The organism is Microbacterium gawkjiense, from assembly GCF_031932225.1.
GTDB lineage: Bacteria > Actinomycetota > Actinomycetes > Actinomycetales > Microbacteriaceae > Microbacterium > Microbacterium gawkjiense.
In genome coordinates this window covers 1419450-1435254 of record NZ_JAUZVV010000001.1, presented here as the reverse complement: position 1 = coordinate 1435254, position 15805 = coordinate 1419450, and the positions used below count along the sequence as shown (strand labels likewise).

20 protein-coding genes and 1 riboswitch are annotated in these 15805 nt (G+C 73.1%); of the genes, 5 read left to right on the top strand and 15 right to left on the bottom strand.

Translation table 11 applies throughout. From position 1 onward, the window contains the following. Nucleotides 1-26: 26 nt before the first annotated feature. Genes Q9S71_RS06985 through Q9S71_RS06975 form a run of 3 tightly spaced genes read right to left on the bottom strand, consistent with a single transcriptional unit; the run spans nucleotide 27 to nucleotide 2417 of the window. Entirely contained in the window at nucleotides 27-857 is an 831-nt protein-coding gene (locus Q9S71_RS06985; RefSeq protein WP_311861371.1) for an SDR family oxidoreductase, read from the bottom strand. 16 nt (nucleotides 858-873) lie between these two features. Beyond that, on the bottom strand, nucleotides 874-1644 hold the full coding sequence (locus Q9S71_RS06980; protein WP_311861370.1) for an enoyl-CoA hydratase/isomerase family protein: 771 nt from the start codon (nucleotides 1642-1644) through the stop codon (nucleotides 874-876). 11 nt (nucleotides 1645-1655) lie between these two features. Continuing rightward, entirely contained in the window at nucleotides 1656-2417 is a 762-nt protein-coding gene (locus Q9S71_RS06975) for an SDR family NAD(P)-dependent oxidoreductase (protein ID WP_311861368.1), read from the bottom strand. 109 nt (nucleotides 2418-2526) lie between these two features. Here Q9S71_RS06975 and Q9S71_RS06970 point away from each other — a divergent pair, with 109 nt between their 5' ends. Continuing rightward, nucleotides 2527-3252, top strand: a complete 726-nt coding sequence (locus Q9S71_RS06970; protein ID WP_311861367.1) for an aminoglycoside 3'-phosphotransferase — start codon at nucleotides 2527-2529, stop codon at nucleotides 3250-3252. Nucleotides 3253-3256: 4 nt separating this feature from the next. Here the strand turns inward: Q9S71_RS06970 and Q9S71_RS06965 are convergent, their stop codons facing one another. Further along, nucleotides 3257-3601: a hypothetical protein gene (locus Q9S71_RS06965; RefSeq protein WP_311861366.1), complete on the bottom strand. Its 345-nt coding sequence runs from the start codon at nucleotides 3599-3601 to the stop codon at nucleotides 3257-3259. Nucleotides 3602-3648: 47 nt separating this feature from the next. Between Q9S71_RS06965 and Q9S71_RS06960 the strand changes: the two genes are divergently transcribed. Then, on the top strand, nucleotides 3649-4065 hold the full coding sequence (locus Q9S71_RS06960; RefSeq protein ID WP_311861365.1) for an MmcQ/YjbR family DNA-binding protein: 417 nt from the start codon (nucleotides 3649-3651) through the stop codon (nucleotides 4063-4065). Then, a complete protein-coding gene (locus Q9S71_RS06955) occupies nucleotides 4062-4565 on the top strand; it encodes a GNAT family N-acetyltransferase (RefSeq protein ID WP_311861364.1) in 504 nt (167 codons plus the stop codon). Before Q9S71_RS06960 ends, Q9S71_RS06955 begins: the two co-directional genes overlap by 4 nt. Before the next feature lie 8 nt (nucleotides 4566-4573). Here Q9S71_RS06955 and Q9S71_RS06950 read toward each other — a convergent pair whose 3' ends face one another. The 3 genes from Q9S71_RS06950 to Q9S71_RS06940 all read right to left on the bottom strand — a co-directional run bounded on the left by Q9S71_RS06950 (nucleotide 4574) and on the right by Q9S71_RS06940 (nucleotide 7463). Continuing rightward, nucleotides 4574-5368 (bottom strand): energy-coupling factor transporter transmembrane component T family protein, encoded by a 795-nt coding sequence (locus tag Q9S71_RS06950; protein ID WP_311861363.1) that lies wholly within the window; start codon nucleotides 5366-5368, stop codon nucleotides 4574-4576. Beyond that, on the bottom strand, nucleotides 5365-6828 hold the full coding sequence (locus Q9S71_RS06945; RefSeq protein WP_311861717.1) for an ABC transporter ATP-binding protein: 1464 nt from the start codon (nucleotides 6826-6828) through the stop codon (nucleotides 5365-5367). The genes Q9S71_RS06950 and Q9S71_RS06945 overlap by 4 nt, the downstream gene beginning before the upstream one ends. After that, a complete protein-coding gene (locus tag Q9S71_RS06940) occupies nucleotides 6825-7463 on the bottom strand; it encodes an ECF transporter S component (protein ID WP_253035253.1) in 639 nt (212 codons plus the stop codon). Before Q9S71_RS06940 ends, Q9S71_RS06945 begins: the two co-directional genes overlap by 4 nt. Beyond that, nucleotides 7456-7566: riboswitch (TPP riboswitch) on the bottom strand. (Overlaps the previous gene by 8 nt.) A 38-nt stretch (nucleotides 7567-7604) precedes the next feature. On the opposite strand from Q9S71_RS06940, the gene Q9S71_RS06935 reads away from it, so the two are divergent. Further along, nucleotides 7605-8990: a D-alanyl-D-alanine carboxypeptidase family protein gene (locus tag Q9S71_RS06935; RefSeq protein WP_311861362.1), complete on the top strand. Its 1386-nt coding sequence runs from the start codon at nucleotides 7605-7607 to the stop codon at nucleotides 8988-8990. Nucleotides 8991-8993: 3 nt separating this feature from the next. Here the strand turns inward: Q9S71_RS06935 and Q9S71_RS06930 are convergent, their stop codons facing one another. The 8 genes from Q9S71_RS06930 to Q9S71_RS06895 all read right to left on the bottom strand — a co-directional run bounded on the left by Q9S71_RS06930 (nucleotide 8994) and on the right by Q9S71_RS06895 (nucleotide 15178). Then, nucleotides 8994-9926, bottom strand: a complete 933-nt coding sequence (locus Q9S71_RS06930; RefSeq protein ID WP_311861361.1) for a J domain-containing protein — start codon at nucleotides 9924-9926, stop codon at nucleotides 8994-8996. Between the two features lies 1 nt (nucleotide 9927). Further along, nucleotides 9928-10989 (bottom strand): enoyl-CoA hydratase/isomerase family protein, encoded by a 1062-nt coding sequence (locus Q9S71_RS06925; RefSeq protein ID WP_311861360.1) that lies wholly within the window; start codon nucleotides 10987-10989, stop codon nucleotides 9928-9930. A gap of 44 nt (nucleotides 10990-11033) precedes the next feature. Further along, nucleotides 11034-11510, bottom strand: a complete 477-nt coding sequence (locus Q9S71_RS06920) for a hypothetical protein (RefSeq protein ID WP_253035249.1) — start codon at nucleotides 11508-11510, stop codon at nucleotides 11034-11036. Nucleotides 11511-11582: 72 nt separating this feature from the next. Further along, entirely contained in the window at nucleotides 11583-12410 is an 828-nt protein-coding gene (locus Q9S71_RS06915; RefSeq protein ID WP_311861359.1) for a uroporphyrinogen-III synthase, read from the bottom strand. Nucleotides 12411-12594: 184 nt separating this feature from the next. Further along, nucleotides 12595-12861: a hypothetical protein gene (locus Q9S71_RS06910; RefSeq protein WP_064003416.1), complete on the bottom strand. Its 267-nt coding sequence runs from the start codon at nucleotides 12859-12861 to the stop codon at nucleotides 12595-12597. Further along, the gene (locus Q9S71_RS06905) at nucleotides 12851-13261 is read right to left on the bottom strand and encodes a phage holin family protein (RefSeq protein WP_064003417.1); all 411 of its coding nucleotides are present in this window, start codon (nucleotides 13259-13261) and stop codon (nucleotides 12851-12853) included. The genes Q9S71_RS06910 and Q9S71_RS06905 overlap by 11 nt, the downstream gene beginning before the upstream one ends. Continuing rightward, entirely contained in the window at nucleotides 13258-13674 is a 417-nt protein-coding gene (locus tag Q9S71_RS06900; RefSeq protein WP_064003418.1) for a hypothetical protein, read from the bottom strand. The genes Q9S71_RS06905 and Q9S71_RS06900 overlap by 4 nt, the downstream gene beginning before the upstream one ends. A gap of 88 nt (nucleotides 13675-13762) precedes the next feature. Next, the gene (locus Q9S71_RS06895; protein WP_311861355.1) at nucleotides 13763-15178 is read right to left on the bottom strand and encodes a protoporphyrinogen/coproporphyrinogen oxidase; all 1416 of its coding nucleotides are present in this window, start codon (nucleotides 15176-15178) and stop codon (nucleotides 13763-13765) included. A 51-nt stretch (nucleotides 15179-15229) separates the two neighbouring features. Here Q9S71_RS06895 and Q9S71_RS06890 point away from each other — a divergent pair, with 51 nt between their 5' ends. Beyond that, complete coding sequence (locus Q9S71_RS06890) at nucleotides 15230-15805, top strand: HhH-GPD-type base excision DNA repair protein (RefSeq protein WP_217532432.1); 576 nt, start codon at nucleotides 15230-15232, stop codon at nucleotides 15803-15805.

Sequence of the window (15805 nt, the reverse complement as noted above, 5' to 3'; positions counted from 1 at the left end):
CACGGCCGTGCGTCCGGCTGTGGGTCTCAGTCGAGGAAGATGTCGGGGAACAGCTCGGCGTCGGGGGTGCCGGGCGTCGCGGCGTAGCGCGCGAAGTCGGTGACACCGGCATCCCTCAGCACGTCCTCGACGATGAGCGTCTGCCCGGTGTACTCGCGCGCCGGCTTGCAGAGCACCGCGTACGCCGCGTCGGCGTAGACCTCGGGGGTGCGGCTGACCTTCATCATCCGGTCGCCGCCGAGGGCGAACTGCACTGCCGCCGTCGCGATCGTCGTCTGCGGCCACAGCGTGTTGGCGGCGACGCCGTCCTTCGCGAACTCGGCCGCCATGCCGAGGGTCGCCATCGTCATGCCGTACTTCGCGAGGGTGTAGCCGGTGTGCGCACCGAGCCACTTCGGCGAGAGGTTGAGGGGCGGCGACAGCGAGAGGATGTGGGGGTTCGCGGCATCCTTCAGCATCGGGAGCGCCGCCCGCGACAGCATGAACGTGCCGCGCACGTTGACGTCCTGCATGAGGTCGTACTTCTTCGCGGCGAGCTCGAGCGAGCCCGAGAGGTCGATGACCGAGGCGTTGTTGACGACGATGTCGATGCCGCCGAACTCGCCCTGCGTCTTCATGACGGCCTCGGTGATGTCGCCGTCGTCGCGGACGTCGCCGACGATCGGCAGCGCACGACCCCCCGCCGCGCGGATCTGCTCGGCCGCCGAGTGCACCGTGCCCTCGAGCTTGGGATGCGGGGTGTCGGTCTTGGCGAGCAGCGCGATGTTCGCGCCGTCGCGCGCGGCGCGCAGCGCGATCGCGAGGCCGATGCCGCGGCTGCCGCCCGACATGAGGATGGTCTTTCCGACGAGGGTCATGGGTTCTCCAGGAGGGTCAGGAACGGCGCGAACGGGATGCCGCGGCGAACGCGGCGATCCGCGTCGCCGCATCGGGGGTGTCGAACGCAGCACCGATCGTGCGGGCCTCGTCGTCGAGGTTGTCGGCGAACGGCCGCGCGGCGCCGGTGCGGACGAGGCGCTTCGCCTGCCCGAACGCGCCGGTTGCGCCGTCGAGCCAGGCCCGCGCGATCTCGTCGGCACGCTCCCCGGGCTGGTCGACGACCTCGGCGACGAGCCCCCACTCGAGCGCGGTCGGCGCGTCGATCGTCGTGTCGGTGAGCAGCAGCTGCAGCGCGCGGCGCTGTCCGACCGCCGCCGGCAGCAGCGTCGAGACGCCGAGGTCGGGGGTGAGCCCGATGTTCGCGTACTTGCTGACGAACACGGCGCGCGGCGAGGCGACGATGTAGTCCGCCGTCAGCATGAGACCGAGACCGCCGCCGGCGACCGCTCCCTGCACCGCCGCGACCATCGGGATCGACGACTCCACGAAAGTCCTGATGCCGTCGTGGATCACTCCGGCCATCTCGGTGATCGTGCCACCGCTGCCGCCGGAGGTCGCCATCTGCACGACGTCGCCGCCGGCGCAGAACGCCGGGCCCGCGGCATCCAACACGATCGCGCCGACCGTGTCGTCGCGCGTCAGCTCGTGCGCGAGGTCGCGCCAGCGCGTGCCCATCTCGAAGTCCATCGCGTTGAGGGACGCCGGGCGGTTGAAGGTCAGCCGGGCGAGGGCGCCCTCGCGGCGCAGCAGGATCGAATCGCTCATCGGGTCTCCACTCACTTCGGGGCCATGCGGATCGAACCGTCGAGACGGATCGTCTCGCCGTTGAGATAGCCGTTCTCGACGATGTGCTGCACGAGCGCGGCGTACTCGTCGGGCTTGCCGAGCCGCGCCGGGTAGGGCACCTGCTGGCCGAGCGACTCCTGCGCCGCCTCGGGGAGCCCCGCGAGCATCGGGGTCTCCATGATCCCGGGCGCGATCGTGCAGACGCGGATCGCCGAGCGCGCCAGTTCGCGCGCGATCGGCAGCGTCATCGCGTGCACACCGCCCTTGCTGGCCGCGTACGCGGGCTGCCCGATCTGACCTTCGAAGGCCGCGACCGACGCGGTGTTCACGATGACGCCGCGGTCCCCGGATGCCGTCGGTTCGGTCGCCGCCATCGCCGCCGCCGCGTGGGCGATGACGGTGTAGGTGCCGATCAGGTTGATGCGGATGATCCGTTCGAAGTCGGCGATCGGGCTTGGCGAACCGTCGCGGGTGAGGACCTTCGCGGGCGGCGCGATCCCGGCGCAGTTGACGGCGACGCGCAGCGGGGCGACGGCGGATGCCGCGGCCACGGCCGCCTGCACCTGCGCGGCATCCGTCACATCGGCGGCGGCGAAGGTCCCGCCGAGCTCCGCGGCGACGTTGGACCCGGATGAGGTCGGCAGGTCGACGATGACGACGTGCGCACCCTGCGCGGCGAGGCGGCGGGCCGTGGCGAGACCGAGTCCGCTGGCCCCGCCGGTGACGAGGGCGGATGCTGCGGCGATGTCCATGCGCTCTCCTTCGAACGGGATCGGGTTCCACCCTACGCGCGACTGGGTGCCACGGCAGCCGGATGCCTCCAGGCTAGCCGTCCGCGACGGTGGGCGACAGGATGGAGGGATGTCCATCCCCCTCGCCGACGCGCCCGTCCCCCCGATCGCGCGCCGCCTCGCGCGCGGTGCGGCACTCCTGCCGGTGTGGGAGAACAAGCTCGGCGGGCAGACGTTCCGAACCGACGATGACCGGTTCATCAAGATCGGTCTGGTCCATCTCGAGACCTCGATGGCGGATGAGGCGGAGCGGATGGCCTGGGCAGCTCCCTACGTTCGCGTGCCGACGGTGATCGAGCAGGGCGACGACGGCGAGACGGAGTGGCTCGTGACCCGCGCCCTCACCGGCCTCTCGGCGGTAGATCCGGCGTGGGTCGCGCGGCCGGAGACCGCGGTCCGGGCGATCGGCGAGGGCCTGCGCGCCCTGCACGAGAGCCTGCCGGCTGCATCCTGTCCCTTCGACTGGACCGTGCCGTCGCGCGTCGCGAACGCCGCGGCGCGCGGGGTGATCGTCCCCGACGAGCTGCGCGAGGCGCCGTCGATTGAGCAGCTCGTGGTCTGCCACGGCGACGCCTGCGCGCCCAACACGCTCATCGGGGACGACGGCCGGTGGAGCGGTCACGTCGACCTCGGGCAGCTCGGCCTCGGCGACCGCTGGGGAGACATCGCCGTCGCCGCGATGAGCACCGGCTGGAACTACGGCCCCGGGTGGGACGGCCTGCTGCTCGAGGCGTACGGCGTCGCGCCCGACGAGGAGCGCCTCGCCTACTACCGCGACCTCTGGAACGCGACCTGACCCGTCAGCGCATCGCAGCGTCGAAGAGCGCCGCCGCGGCCAGGTAGCCCACGACCACCAGAGCGGTCGAGACCAGCGGGACCCAGGCGAGGTCGCGCCCTGTCCACCCTGCGACGATCGCGGCGGTGGCCGTGAGGGCGACGCTCGCGAGTATCGACGAAGCGAAGAGCACGCCCGCGGCATCCGCTGTCGCCCAGTCGCAGCGGGGCGTGCATGCTCCGCCAGCGAAGACGGTGCGCAAGAACCACAACACTGCAGTGACGACGACGGCGACCACCTGCAGGACGGCGACGGCCAGGACGGCGCCCGCGCCGCTCCACCGCAGGCGCGCAGGAGTGGCTGTCGTCATGTCGCGGACGCTAGCAGGAGGATGCCCCCGAGGGCCAGGATGGAGCCGTGGCCGAGCACCCGCTGATGTTCCGCGACGACGATCCGTTGCTCGCCCTCGTCCGGCGTCACGCGCTCGCCCTCCCCGAGGCCGGGGAGAAGGTCAGTCACGGTCGGCCGACGTTCTTCACGACTAAGGTGTTCGCCTACTTCGGCGGCTCGGTCCGACGCGGTCCCGGTGACTTCGAGCGCCACGATGCGGCGGTCATGATCCTCCCGGATCGGGACGACGAGCCGGCACTGCGCCAAGACCCGCGGTTCTGGACGCCGGCCTACCTCGGCCCCTCCGGCTGGCTCGGCGTCGACCTCGACGAGACGGATGAGACCGAGCTCGGCGAACTCCTCGACGCCTCGTATCGCCGGACCGCGCCCGCCCGCCTCGTCCGCCGCCTCGACGCCCCGCGGGCGCTTAGGCTCGACCGGTGAGCGAACGGACGAGCACCGGGTCCCGCATCCTCGAGGTCGCGTGGGACGACCCGCGCGCGGCGGCGCTACGCGACGAGTTGGATGCCGACCTCGGCGCCCGCTACGACGGGTTCCACGGCGACGAGTCCGCCGAGCGGAAGGCCGCGCGCTCCCGCGCCCTCGCGATGCACCCCGACGAGATCGTCGCGACCCTGATCGCGGTGGATGCCGACGGCACACCGACCGGCCACGTCATCCTCCGTCGCCTCGGCGAGGAGTGGGAGATCAAGCGCCTCGTCGTCACCGAGGCGGCGCGGGGTCGCGGCATCGCGCGAACCCTCATGGGCGCCGCGCTCGACCGGGCACGCGCGGGCGGTGCCGATCGGGTCATCCTGCAGACCGGCATCCCGCAGCCCGAATCGGTCGCCCTCTACGAGTCGCTCGGATTCACCCGCATCCCGGTCTACGAGCCGTACGCCGAGACGATGCCCCGTTCGATCTGCTTCGCCTACGCGCTCTGACCGGCGACTCACATCCAGACGACGCGGAACGAGCCGACGGCCACGGCGACAGAGATCGCCACGGCCACGATCGCCAGCGCACCGACCACGGCGACCGCGTCCCGGCGGGACAGCCGCGACGTGCGGGCCCAGGTGCGTTCGACGGGCGCGCCGAACCCGCGCGCCTCCATCGCGGTCGCGAGGCGCGTGCCGCGACGCACTGCGAAGACGAGGAGCACGAACGCCATCGAGAAGAACCGGCGCACGGCGTTCCGGTCCCCCACGCCGCGCGCCCGCCGCGCGAGGCGCATGGCCCGCCAGTCGTCAACGAACAGCCCGAGCGTGCGCGTCCCGGCCAGCACCCCGAGCACGAGTCGCGCGGGCAGCCGCACGATCTGAGCGAGCGCCGCGGCGAGCTCGATCGGGTCGACGCGGCTGAACAGCAGGACTGTCGGGAGCGCGAGCGCGATGACCCGCACCCCGACCGCCACCGCGAACCCGATCGACGCGTCGCTGATCGTCGCGTACCAGAACGAGGCGTACACGCGCCCGCCCGGCTCGGCGTACAGCAGCATGCTCAACCCGGCGACCGGCATCAGCACGAGCACCGGCGCCATCCGCCGCAGGGTCGCCCCGAACCCGATCCCGGTCAGCGGGATGCACAGCACCATCAGCACGACGGCGACACCGGCGCTGACCGCGTCGATCGTCGTCAGCATCGGGATGGCCAGCACGAAGGCGAGGAGGATGCGGACCGCCGGGTTCACCCCGTCGAGCCACGCGTCCCGCCTCGCGGTCCCGGTGCCGGCCGCCGCGAGGTTCATGACGCGCCCGCCGCGAGCTCGATGTGCCGTCCGCCGAGCAGCCGCACCGCATCCTCGTCGTGCGTCACCGCGACGACCGCGCGCCCGTCGGCGACCTGCGCCTGCAGCAGCGAGACGATGCCGGCCCAACCGCGACGGTCTTGCCCGAACGTCGGCTCGTCGAGGACGATGACCTCGGGCGATGTGGCGAGGACGGTGGCCACCGACAGCCGCCGCTTCTGACCGCCCGACAGCGTGAACGGATTGGCCCGCGCGAGCGCGGTGAGCCCGAGCTCGTCGAGCAGCCGGTCCACGACGGCGTCGATCTCGCGGGACGGGCGCCGGAGGGCGCGCGGTCCGACCTCGAGCTCAGCGCGCACCGTCGAGGCGAGGAACTGGTGCTCGGGATCCTGGAACACGGTGCCGATCCGGGTGAGGAGTTCGCGCGAACTCCAGCGGGAGGGCCGCGCTCCCCGACGCCCCACGGGCACGGTGTCCGCCTCGACGGTCCCGGCGAACTCCGGCAGGAGCCCCGCGAGGGTCAGTGCGAGGGTGGACTTGCCGACGCCGTTGGGTCCGGTGATGACGGATGCCGCTCCCGCCGCCACCTCGAGGTCCAGCCTTTCGCGCACCGGCGTCCGCCCGTCCCTCGAGACGGCCAGCCCCCTCGCCCGGAGGGCGGCGGGGACGTCCGCCGTCACGGCCGGCAGCGCGGGCAGGTCGACGGGGTGACCCGGCAGCCAGACCCCGGCCGCGAGCAGGGTCGCCGCGTGGCGGGTGAACACCTCCGCGGGCGTCCCGTCCGCGAGCAGACCCCCTTCGGCGTCGAGGACCACGACTCGCGTCATGAGCTCCACCCACACGTCCGTCCGGTGCTCGATCACGACGAGGGTGGCGCCCGTGGCCTCCACCGCCCGTCCGACCGCGGCGCGCACCTCGCGGACCCCGACGGGGTCGAGGTTGGCGGTCGGCTCGTCGAGCAGCAGCAGACCCGCGTCCATCGCGAGGGCGCCCGCGATCGCGAGGCGCTGCTTCTGGCCGCCCGAGAGCCGCGCGGTCTCGCGGTCGAGCGGGACGTCGAGCCCGACGGCGTCGAGCGCGGCGCGCACCCGCACCGGGATGCGTTCGGGCGGGACGCCGAGGTTCTCGCAACCGAATGCCACGTCGTCGCCGACGCGGGAGAGCACGACCCCGGCGTCGGGATCCTGCAGCACGAGGCCGACACGGCCGCGCTGCGTGCTCGGGTCGGCGCCGTCGATCGTCATCCGACCCGACGCCTCGCCGTCCTCGTCACCGCCGAGCAGCCCCGCCATCCCCGCGAGGAGCGTCGACTTGCCCGCGCCCGATGCACCGAGCAGGAGCACCCGCTCGCCGGGGGCGATGTCGAGGTCGACGTCCGCGACGGCCGGTCGGCGACGGCCCGCGTAGCGCCACCCCCAGCCGCGTGCGCGGAGTCCGGCCGGGCGGGATCCGGTGGTCAGACCTCGTCCGCCTGTTCTCGACCCGCGGCGAACCGGCTGAGGGCACCGGTCTTCGCGAGAGCCCGGACGAGCAGCCAGCCCACGACGCCGGCGAGCACGACGCCCGAGACGATGATCGTGCCGAGGTAGATGAGGTTGAACTCGAGCGTCTTCAGGATGTTCGGGGTCGAGCCGAAGAACAGTTCGAAGATCCACGCGGCGACGCCCGCGCCGACGCCGGCGAGCGCGGCCACACCGATGCCGAAGCGGCGGTAGAGGAACACGGCGAAGATGAGCTCGGCGCCGAGGCCCTGGACGAGGCCCGACAGCAGCGTCGACGGGCCCCAGATGTTGCCGATCGTGGCCGAGACGGCCGCGGCGACGACCTCGACGAGCAGCGCGGCGCCGGGCTTCCGGATCACGAGACCGCCGATGACACCGCCGATGAGCCAGATGCCGACGGCGAAGCCGCCGAGGCCGGGGGTCGCGGCATCCATCACCTCGAACCAGCCGTAACCGACGCCGTTCCAGAACCAGAACAGCAGGCCCACCGCGACACCGAGGACGGCGGCGACGACGATGTCGACGACCCGCCAACGCGAGCGGTTCGGCGACGTGGTGGTCCGGGTCTCGGACGTGGACGCGACAGCGTGCATTTCTCTCTCCTCCCTGCGCCGGCATGATCCGGATCAGGTTCGACGGTCGAAGCGTGGATCGCTTCCTCTCAGCCCGGCTCACCGGACTCCCGTGGGTGTGCGTCGAGTATAGCCACAGGGAGAGCGCGCTACCGTTGTCCGGTGACCGTGGACGACGCCGATTCCCGCACGCGCCGACGCCGGCGCGGTGCGACGCCTGCATCCCCCGCCGCCGATCACCGTGCGCTCGGGTGGGTCGACGAGGAGGGGCGTCCGGTGAGCGCCTCCCAGGCTCAGCCCGCGACCTTCGAACTGCTGCCGCCCGAGCGTCGGCGGCGCGGCATCCCGCTCGCCGTCCTCGGCATTCCGGCCCTCGCCGTCCTGGCGGTCGTGACGGCCTACACGAGCGCCATGCTGCTCTGGCCCCTGAACAACGTGACGCCCTCGGCGACGACGACCGACGCCGCCGCCCTGACGGGGGCGGCGAGTGCGATCGCGTGGCCCGCCGAGGGCGAATCCGCCGTCGGCATCACCGGGTTCGCTCCCGCGGCCTCGTCCGAGACGCCGGCGCAGATGGCGAGCACGACCAAGCTGGTGACCGCCCTCGTCATCCTCGACCAGGCGCCCCTCGCCGCCGGCGAGCAGGGCCCCGAGTACGCGTTCACGTACGCCGACCGCCTGGAGTACTGGGACTACGTCGGGCAGAACCAGTCGGCGCTCAACGTCCCCGACGACGGCTCGCTGACCGAGTACCAGATGCTTCAGGGCATGCTCATCGCCTCGGCCAGCAACTACGCCGACCGTCTCGCGACCGACGCGTTCGGCTCCGTCGAGGAGTACGTCACCGCCGCGAATGCGTGGCTCGCCGAGAACGGGCTCGACGGCATCACGGTGACGGATGCCTCCGGCTACGACCGCGGCAACGTCGCCACCCCGGCGGCCATGGTCGCCCTCGCCGAGAAGGCGCTCGCCAACCCCGTGATCGCCGAGATCGTCGCCACGGAGACCGCGGAGCTGCCCGGCGCGGGCGAGTTCGAGAACACCAACGCCCTGCTCGGCACCGACGACGTCGTGGGTCTGAAGACCGGCAGCTACGCGGGCTACTACAACCTCGTCGCCGCGCGGACGGTCGACCTCGGCGGCGGCCCCACGGCCCTGTTCGCCTCCGTGGCCGGCGCGCCGACGGACGGCGCCCGCGTCGACGATACCGAAGCCCTGCTCGACGCCGTCGCGCAGGAGGCGTCCGTCACCTCCACCCTCCCCGCCGGCACGGTGGTCGCCGAGGTCACCACGGCCTGGGGCGCGAAGACCACGCTCGTCACCGACGAGGACGCCGAGCTGCACCTGTGGAACGGTGCGACGGCGACGGCCGAGGCATCCTTCGACATCGAGGCGGATGCCGCGGCCGGAGCGGATGCGGGCACGCTCGTCCTCTCGGGGCCGGCCGACCAGGTCGAGGTGCCGGTGAGCGTGAAGACCGCGATCTCCGGCCCCGACCCGTGGTGGCGCCTCACGCACCCGATGCAGCTCGTGGGCGGCGGCGACTGAGACTCAGGCGAAGCGGACGGTCTGCTGCAGTCGCGTCCGCACGTCGAAGAGCTCGTTGCCGCCGATGTCGCGCGCACCGCTGACGCCGCGGCGGAGGACCGTCGCGAGGACGCTGCGGGCGACGACGGCGACGGGCAGACCCTTCACCTTGCCGAGTTCCTCCACCGCCGTCGCGACGTCGTCGTCGGGGAGGACGACGAGCGCGGCGCTGAACCGCACCTTCGCCGCACGGCCGAGCGCGCGCGCCGCGAGCACGAGCTGCGCGACGGGAGCGCCGACGACCGCGTCGCCCTCGAGCTCGCCGCGGCGGGTGCGCACCGGCGCGCCGAAGTCCTCCGACAGCACGGCGTAGAGGCCGCTCGGCCCCAGCACGATGTGGTCGAGCTTCACGTCCGGGTTCCGCGCGTCGGCCGCCACGTCGTGCCACACGGTGTACCCCATGCCGAGCTCGGCGACGATCCGCGCCGTCGCCTCCTCGGCGAGCGCATCCGCGAGCAGGCGTCGCACCTCGTGCGGCGCGCTGCGGACGAGGGCGGGATCGTACGGGTCGGCGAGGTCCACCCCGCGACCCGCCCACTCGCGGATCAGGTCGAGGTACCGCTCGCGACGCCAGCCGCCGGGCTGCCCGAACGAGCGGGCGCGCGGCCGGGTGTCGGCCTGCCGGGCAGGGGGCCGCCACATCGGGGCCGACGGATCCGGGCCGTACGAGGCGGTCTCGCCGAAGCCGTGGCCGCGGTCGTACGCCGCGCGGGCCTCGGCGGTCCCCACGAGCTCCCACGCGCGCTGCACCTGCACGAACTGCGCGGCGTCGCCGCCGGTGTCGGGATGCGTCTGCCGCAGACGCAACCGGTAGGCCTTGCGCAGGTCGTCGTCGCTCGCGTCGGCGGCCACGCCGAGGACCTCGTACGCCGACGCGGAGAGGGGACTGTCGAACACGTCAGCTCCAGAGGGGGACGCTCGGGCGGAACGCGAGCGCGGTGTCGGCGGTCTCAGCGGGGACCTCGTGCAGGCGGGCCGGCTGCCAGCGCGGCGCCCGGTCCTTGTCGACGAGTTGCGCGCGGATCCCCTCGACGAGGTCGGGCTGGGTGCGGCCGAACCATTCCACGAGCGCGTACTCCTGCGCCAGGGCCGCGCGCAGGTCCGGCAGCCCGCGTGCCGAGCGCACGGCAGCGAGGGTGACGGTCAGCGCGGTCGGAGCCTGGGTCTCCAGCAGGTCCGCCGTGGCCGCGGCATCCGCTTCGGGGCGCTCGCGAAGGCGGGCGATGATCTCGGCGACCGTGTCGGCGGCGAACGCGTCGTCGATCCACGCGCGCGAGGCGGCGAGACGACCGGGTTCGGGGGTCTCGTCGAACAGCATCGCGATCTCGGTCGGTGTGTCGGGGTCGGCCCGCGTGACGAGGGCGTGCCGCACGTCGCCGAGGCGGTCGGCGGGCACGAGGTGGTCGGCGAATCCGGCGTGGATCGCGTCGGCGGCATCCATCGTCCCGCCCGTCAGGGCGAGGTACTCGCCGACCCGTCCCGGCGCGCGGCCGAGCAGCCACGACCCGCCCACGTCGGGGGTGAAGCCGATGCGGGTCTCGGGCATCGCGAGTCGGGAGCGCTCGGTGACCAGGCGCACCGAGGCGTGGCCCGCCAGGCCGATGCCGCCGCCCATCGTCACGCCGTCGGCGAAGACGACGACCTGCTTCGGGTACTCCGCGATCCTCGCGTTCAGCGCGTACTCGTCGCGGAAGAACGCCATCGCCGCCTCGGCCTCGCCCGCCAGGATCTGCTCGCGCAGCGCGCGCACGTCGCCGCCCGCGCAGAAGCCCCGCTCGCCCGCGCCGTCGAGCAGGATCAGGCGGATGTCGGGGTGATGCTCCCACGCGTCGAGCGCGTCGGCGATGCCGCGGATCATGCCGTGGTCGACGGCGTTGATCGCCTCGGGCCGGTTCAGCGTGATGCGTCCGACGCTCCCCTCCGCACGGACGAGCAGACGGGATGCCGCGGGTTCACTCACCCGGGCAACGTTACCGGCCGGATCCTCGGTGCCGGCCGAGCGCGTCAGGCCTGCGCGGGTCGTGGCGCCCGGCGACGCGGCGCCCGCACGGGCCCGTCCGCCGCGGCATCCGGTCGCTGCACCGGGATCTCCGTCGTCACGAGCTCGACGACATCCACGGGCTCGTCGTCGGCTTCGAGGCGCAGGGCCTGGACGAGGGCGAGCCCGTGTCGCGTGGTGATGACGAGGCGCTGGAACTCGGGGTCGCCGTCGAGGTCGATCACGACCGAGGGGCGCCGCCGCCGCACGAGCACGAAATCGTCGCCGCCGGCGGAGCGCCACCGCCCCATCGCGACGGTCCGCGGGATGACGGTGCCGGGTGTCGGCACCCCGCGCAGCCACGTCCACGGGTCGTCGACGAGCTGCACCTTCGCGATGTGGGTGCGCTCGACGCGGACGGCGTCCTTGCGGAACGACAGCGCACGCTCGGTGGCCGAGAGCGCGACCTCCAGTCGCGACGAGTCGAGCAGCAGCGTCACCATGGGATCAGTCTGCCAAACGCGTCCCGTACGACGGATGCCGCATCCGCAACGATCCGGTCTCGGCCATCCGCCTCAGCCCTGGATGCGGGGGAACGAACCGGTCGGCGGGGCGAACTCGTCGATCGCGTGCGGCAACGGGAACTGGGCCACGGCGGCGATGAGCCCGGCGACCGTCTGCTCCTTCGCGATCACGCTGACCCCCAGCCCGGCGCGGCGGGCGTCCTTCGCCGTGCGGGGACCGATCGCGGCGATCACGGTGCCCGCGGGGATCTCGGGGAACTGCTCGTGGACCTGTTCGGCGACGGAGCCACTGGTGACGAGGATCGCGTTGATGCGCCCGGAACGGACGTCGGTGGCCACCTTCTCGGTGACCGGCACCCCGACGGTGCGGTACGCCACGACACTGCGGACGTCGTGCCCCGCCTCGACGAGCAGCCGCGTCAGGACCGGCTTGGCCAGTTCGCTGCGGAGCGTCAGCACCCGCATGGGCTTCGGCTCGAGGGCGATGAGCTGCGCCGCCATCCCCGCAGCCGAGTTGTCGTCGTCGGGGACCAGGTCGACGCGGTAGCCGACGGCGCCGAGCGCCGCGGCGGTCGTCTCACCCACAGCGGCGACGCGGGTGGTGGGAGGGATCACCGCACGGTAGGCGTGGAGGACGTCGACGGTCGTCGAACTCGTGAGGGTCACCCAGTCGAAGGCGCCCGACGCGAGGTCGCGGAGCGCCGACTCGAGGTCGGTCGCATCCTCGGACGGGGCGAAGTTGATGAGCGGCGCGATCACCGGCGTCGCCCCCTGCGCGCGCAGCGCCGCGGCGACGCTGTCTCCCCAGGGACCCCCGCGCGGGACGAGCACCCGCCAGCCCTTGAGGGGCTTCGGTGCTGCCGCAGCAGGTGTGTTCATGGTTCGACTCTCGTGTCGGCGGTGGCCGCCCCCGAGCGAGACGGCCGACGCTCAGCGGAGGGATGCGCGCAGATGCGCACGTTCGGGACCCTGTCGTCGGCAGCATCTGCACCATCGCCGCTGCCTGCTCCGAGCATACCCCCGGTCGTCAGCGACGTCGCGGCGACGGGGTCCGCCGCACCGATCAGCGCGTGTACAGCCGGACGGCTCCCCAGACGACGAGCCCGATGGCGGCCGCGACACCGACCGCGGCGACGACGGCACCCGAGGGGTTGCGGTCCGCGAACTCGCGGGCCGAGACCTGGGCGCGCCGCGTGGCGCGGGCGGCCCGCTTGGGGACGTTCGCCTTCTCCTCGATCGCGGCGAGCGCGGCCTTCAACTCGGCGCGCGCGCGCTCGACGGGGTCCGTGATGCCGAGCGGAACGGCGGTGCGGGGCAGGTCAGAACTCATCGGCCACTTCCTTCACGATTCGGGCGTCGGTCGACAGGGCCTTCGCGGGGTTCTCACGGTTCTTCATGCGCTTGATCCGCAGCATCCCGAGGATCCCGAAGATCACCACGAGCAGCAGACCGAGCACGACAAGGATGAGCGCCGCCAGCCAGGGCGCCATCCACGAGGACAGACCGATGACCGTGAAGGCACCGATCGCCGGGAGGGTCCAGAACAGGACGAACAGCGCCAGGACGAACCAGAGGCCGACGACGCCGGCATCCTTCCCGGTCCGCGTCGCCCAGGCCTTCGCGGCGTTGATCTCGGCGACGATGAGGTTCTTGACGAGCTCGGGGAGCTCACCGACGAGACCGAGGAGGCTGTCGTCACCCCGGTCGCGGAATCCGCGAGGCGTGCTCATGAGGCGGACGAGGACTTCTTGGTGCCGGTGCCGGAGGAACGCTTCGCGGTGCCCGAGCCGGTCGACCGCTTGGCGGAGCTCGACACGGCGTCGGCAGTCGTCTCGGCGGCATCCTTCACGTCGTCCGCGGCGTCCTTCGACGCATCGAGGGCGGCGTCGAGCTTGTCGCCCGCGGTGCCCTTCGTGGTGGCGGCGCGGGTGATCTTCACCGCGCTGCTCCACAGCACGCTCGGCAGGGCGAAGGCCGCCGACTTGCCGAACTCGCCGACCTTGTCGACCTGCTTCTGGACGGCGGGGGTGTTGTAGACGCGCAGGTACGCGTCCTTGATCTGCTCGTAGCGCTGGCGGCCCGCACGGGCCCCGAGCACGTAGCCGGCGGTGAGCCCGACGACGATTCCGATCTTGCCCTTCATGGCGATTCCTCACGTTCGAAGCGATGTGATGCCGAGGACCCAGCGTAACGGCGCATTCCGTTCGCGGCATCCACCCTTGACAGGCGGCTCAGGTGGAGGCAGCCTGCCCGCCCGCGTGCCACAGCAGGCCGGATCGGATGCGCTCCGCTTCGTCCTTCGCATCGGCGACGACGCGCGTGAGGCCGGTGCCGTCGACCCACGCGCCGACGACGCCGAGCCCCTCGTCCTGCCGGACGGCGCGGCGGACCTCGTCCCGCGCGGGTGACAGGGCGGAGGACGGCAGCGACCGCGACCAGCGGGCGCGGTGCGTCCCGCGCACGGTGCCCAGGTCGACCCCGAGCAGCTCGGCGGCGGCGGCCGTGGACGCGGCGATCGCGTCGCCGTCGGCCAGGTCGCTCGCCGGTGTCGTCACCCGGACGATGTGCGGCTCGCCCGCACGGTGCGGCCAGGTCGCCGTCGCGTGCACGACCGCGATCGCCGCCGCGGTGCCCGGAGCCGCGTAGACGGCGTGACCGCGCGGACGGGCGTCGAGGGCGGGGGCATCGAGGACGAGCGTCACGACGTCGACGTCCTCCGGCGAGAGGACGGCGCCGTCGAGGCCGGGAAGGTGGGGAGCGAGCAGTCGCCGCGCGGGCCCCTCGGGGGTCGCGACGATGACCGCGTCGACGTCGAGGGTCTGCTCCTCGTCCTCCGCCGTCCACGTCACGGTCCAGCCGTCGTCGGTGCGCCGCAGCCCGGTGGCCGCGGTTCCGGTGCGGACGTCGACCTCGAGGTCGGCGAGGCGCTGCGCGATGGCGTCGACGAAGACCGACATGCCGCCCTCGATCGTGGCGCGCGAGGGGCCGGCGTCGCCGTCGGGCAGCTGCTGCGCGACGGCGCCCGAGAGCGAACCGGTGCGCGTGAGCGCGGCGTTGAGGCCGCGGGCTGCTCGGTCGACGTCGACCTCCTCGGGAGGGACGCCGTGGATGCCGAAGGTCAGCGGCGCGACCATCCGCTCGAGGACCCGCGGACCCATCCGGCTCTCGACGAGGGCCCCGAGGCTGCGCTGGGCGCCGATCGTCAGCGGCGGCCGCAGCCGGTCGACATAGGCCCGCCAGGTGCCCGACCATCCGATGATCCGGCGCACGCGGGCGTCGAAGGGGTTGGCCGGGATGCCGAGGATCGACGCATCCGGCAGCGGTGCGACCCCGTGAGGTCCGGCGACCCAGGTCTCGGCCTCGCGCGCCGACACGACCGCGTCCCGGAGGCCGAGGTCGTCGAGGAGCTCCTGCAGGGCACCCGGAGCGACGCGGAAGCCGTCAGCGGCGACATCGACCCGCCGGCCGTCGAGCTCGGCGGCGGCGACGATGCCGCCGAGTCGGTCCCCCGCCTCGAACAGGGTCACCCGGATGCCGAGCTTGGCGCACTCGAGCGCTGCGACGAGCCCGGCGACACCGCCTCCGACGACGGCGACGCGCGCACGTCGCGCCTGCGAGATGAGATCGGGGGCGGCCGCGGCATCCATGGTGTCCATCCTCCCCCACCCCGCGCGAGCCGAGAGTGGGAACATGGACGCATGGCCCTCCACATCACCGGCGACGAGGCCGCCGACGCGCTCCTCACCGACGAACCGCTCGCCCTCCTGATCGGCATGCTGCTCGACCAGCAGATCGCGATGGAGACGGCCTTCGCCGGGCCGCTGAAGATCCGCGATCGCACGGGCGGGCTCGACGCCGCCGGCATCGCCGCCGCAGACCCCGAGGAGTTCGCCGCCGCGTTCGGTCAGACCCCGGCCGTGCACCGCTTCCCCGGGTCGATGGCCGGTCGCGTGCAGGCGCTGTGCCAGGCACTCGTCGACGAGTGGGGCGGGGATGCCGCCGCGCTGTGGACCGAGGGCGACCCGGACGGCGCGACCGTGCTGAAGCGACTCAAGGCGCTGCCGGGTTTCGGTGACCAGAAGGCGCGGATCTTCCTCGCGCTCCTCGGCAAGCAGTACGGCTTCACGGGAGCCGGCTGGCGGGAGGCCGCCGGCGCCTACGGGGAGGAGGGCTCGTTCCGCTCCGTCGCCGACATCGTCTCGCCGGAGTCGCTCGCGAAGGTCCGCGAGCACAAACGCGCCGCCAAAGCCGCCGCCAAAGCCGCGAAGGGCTGA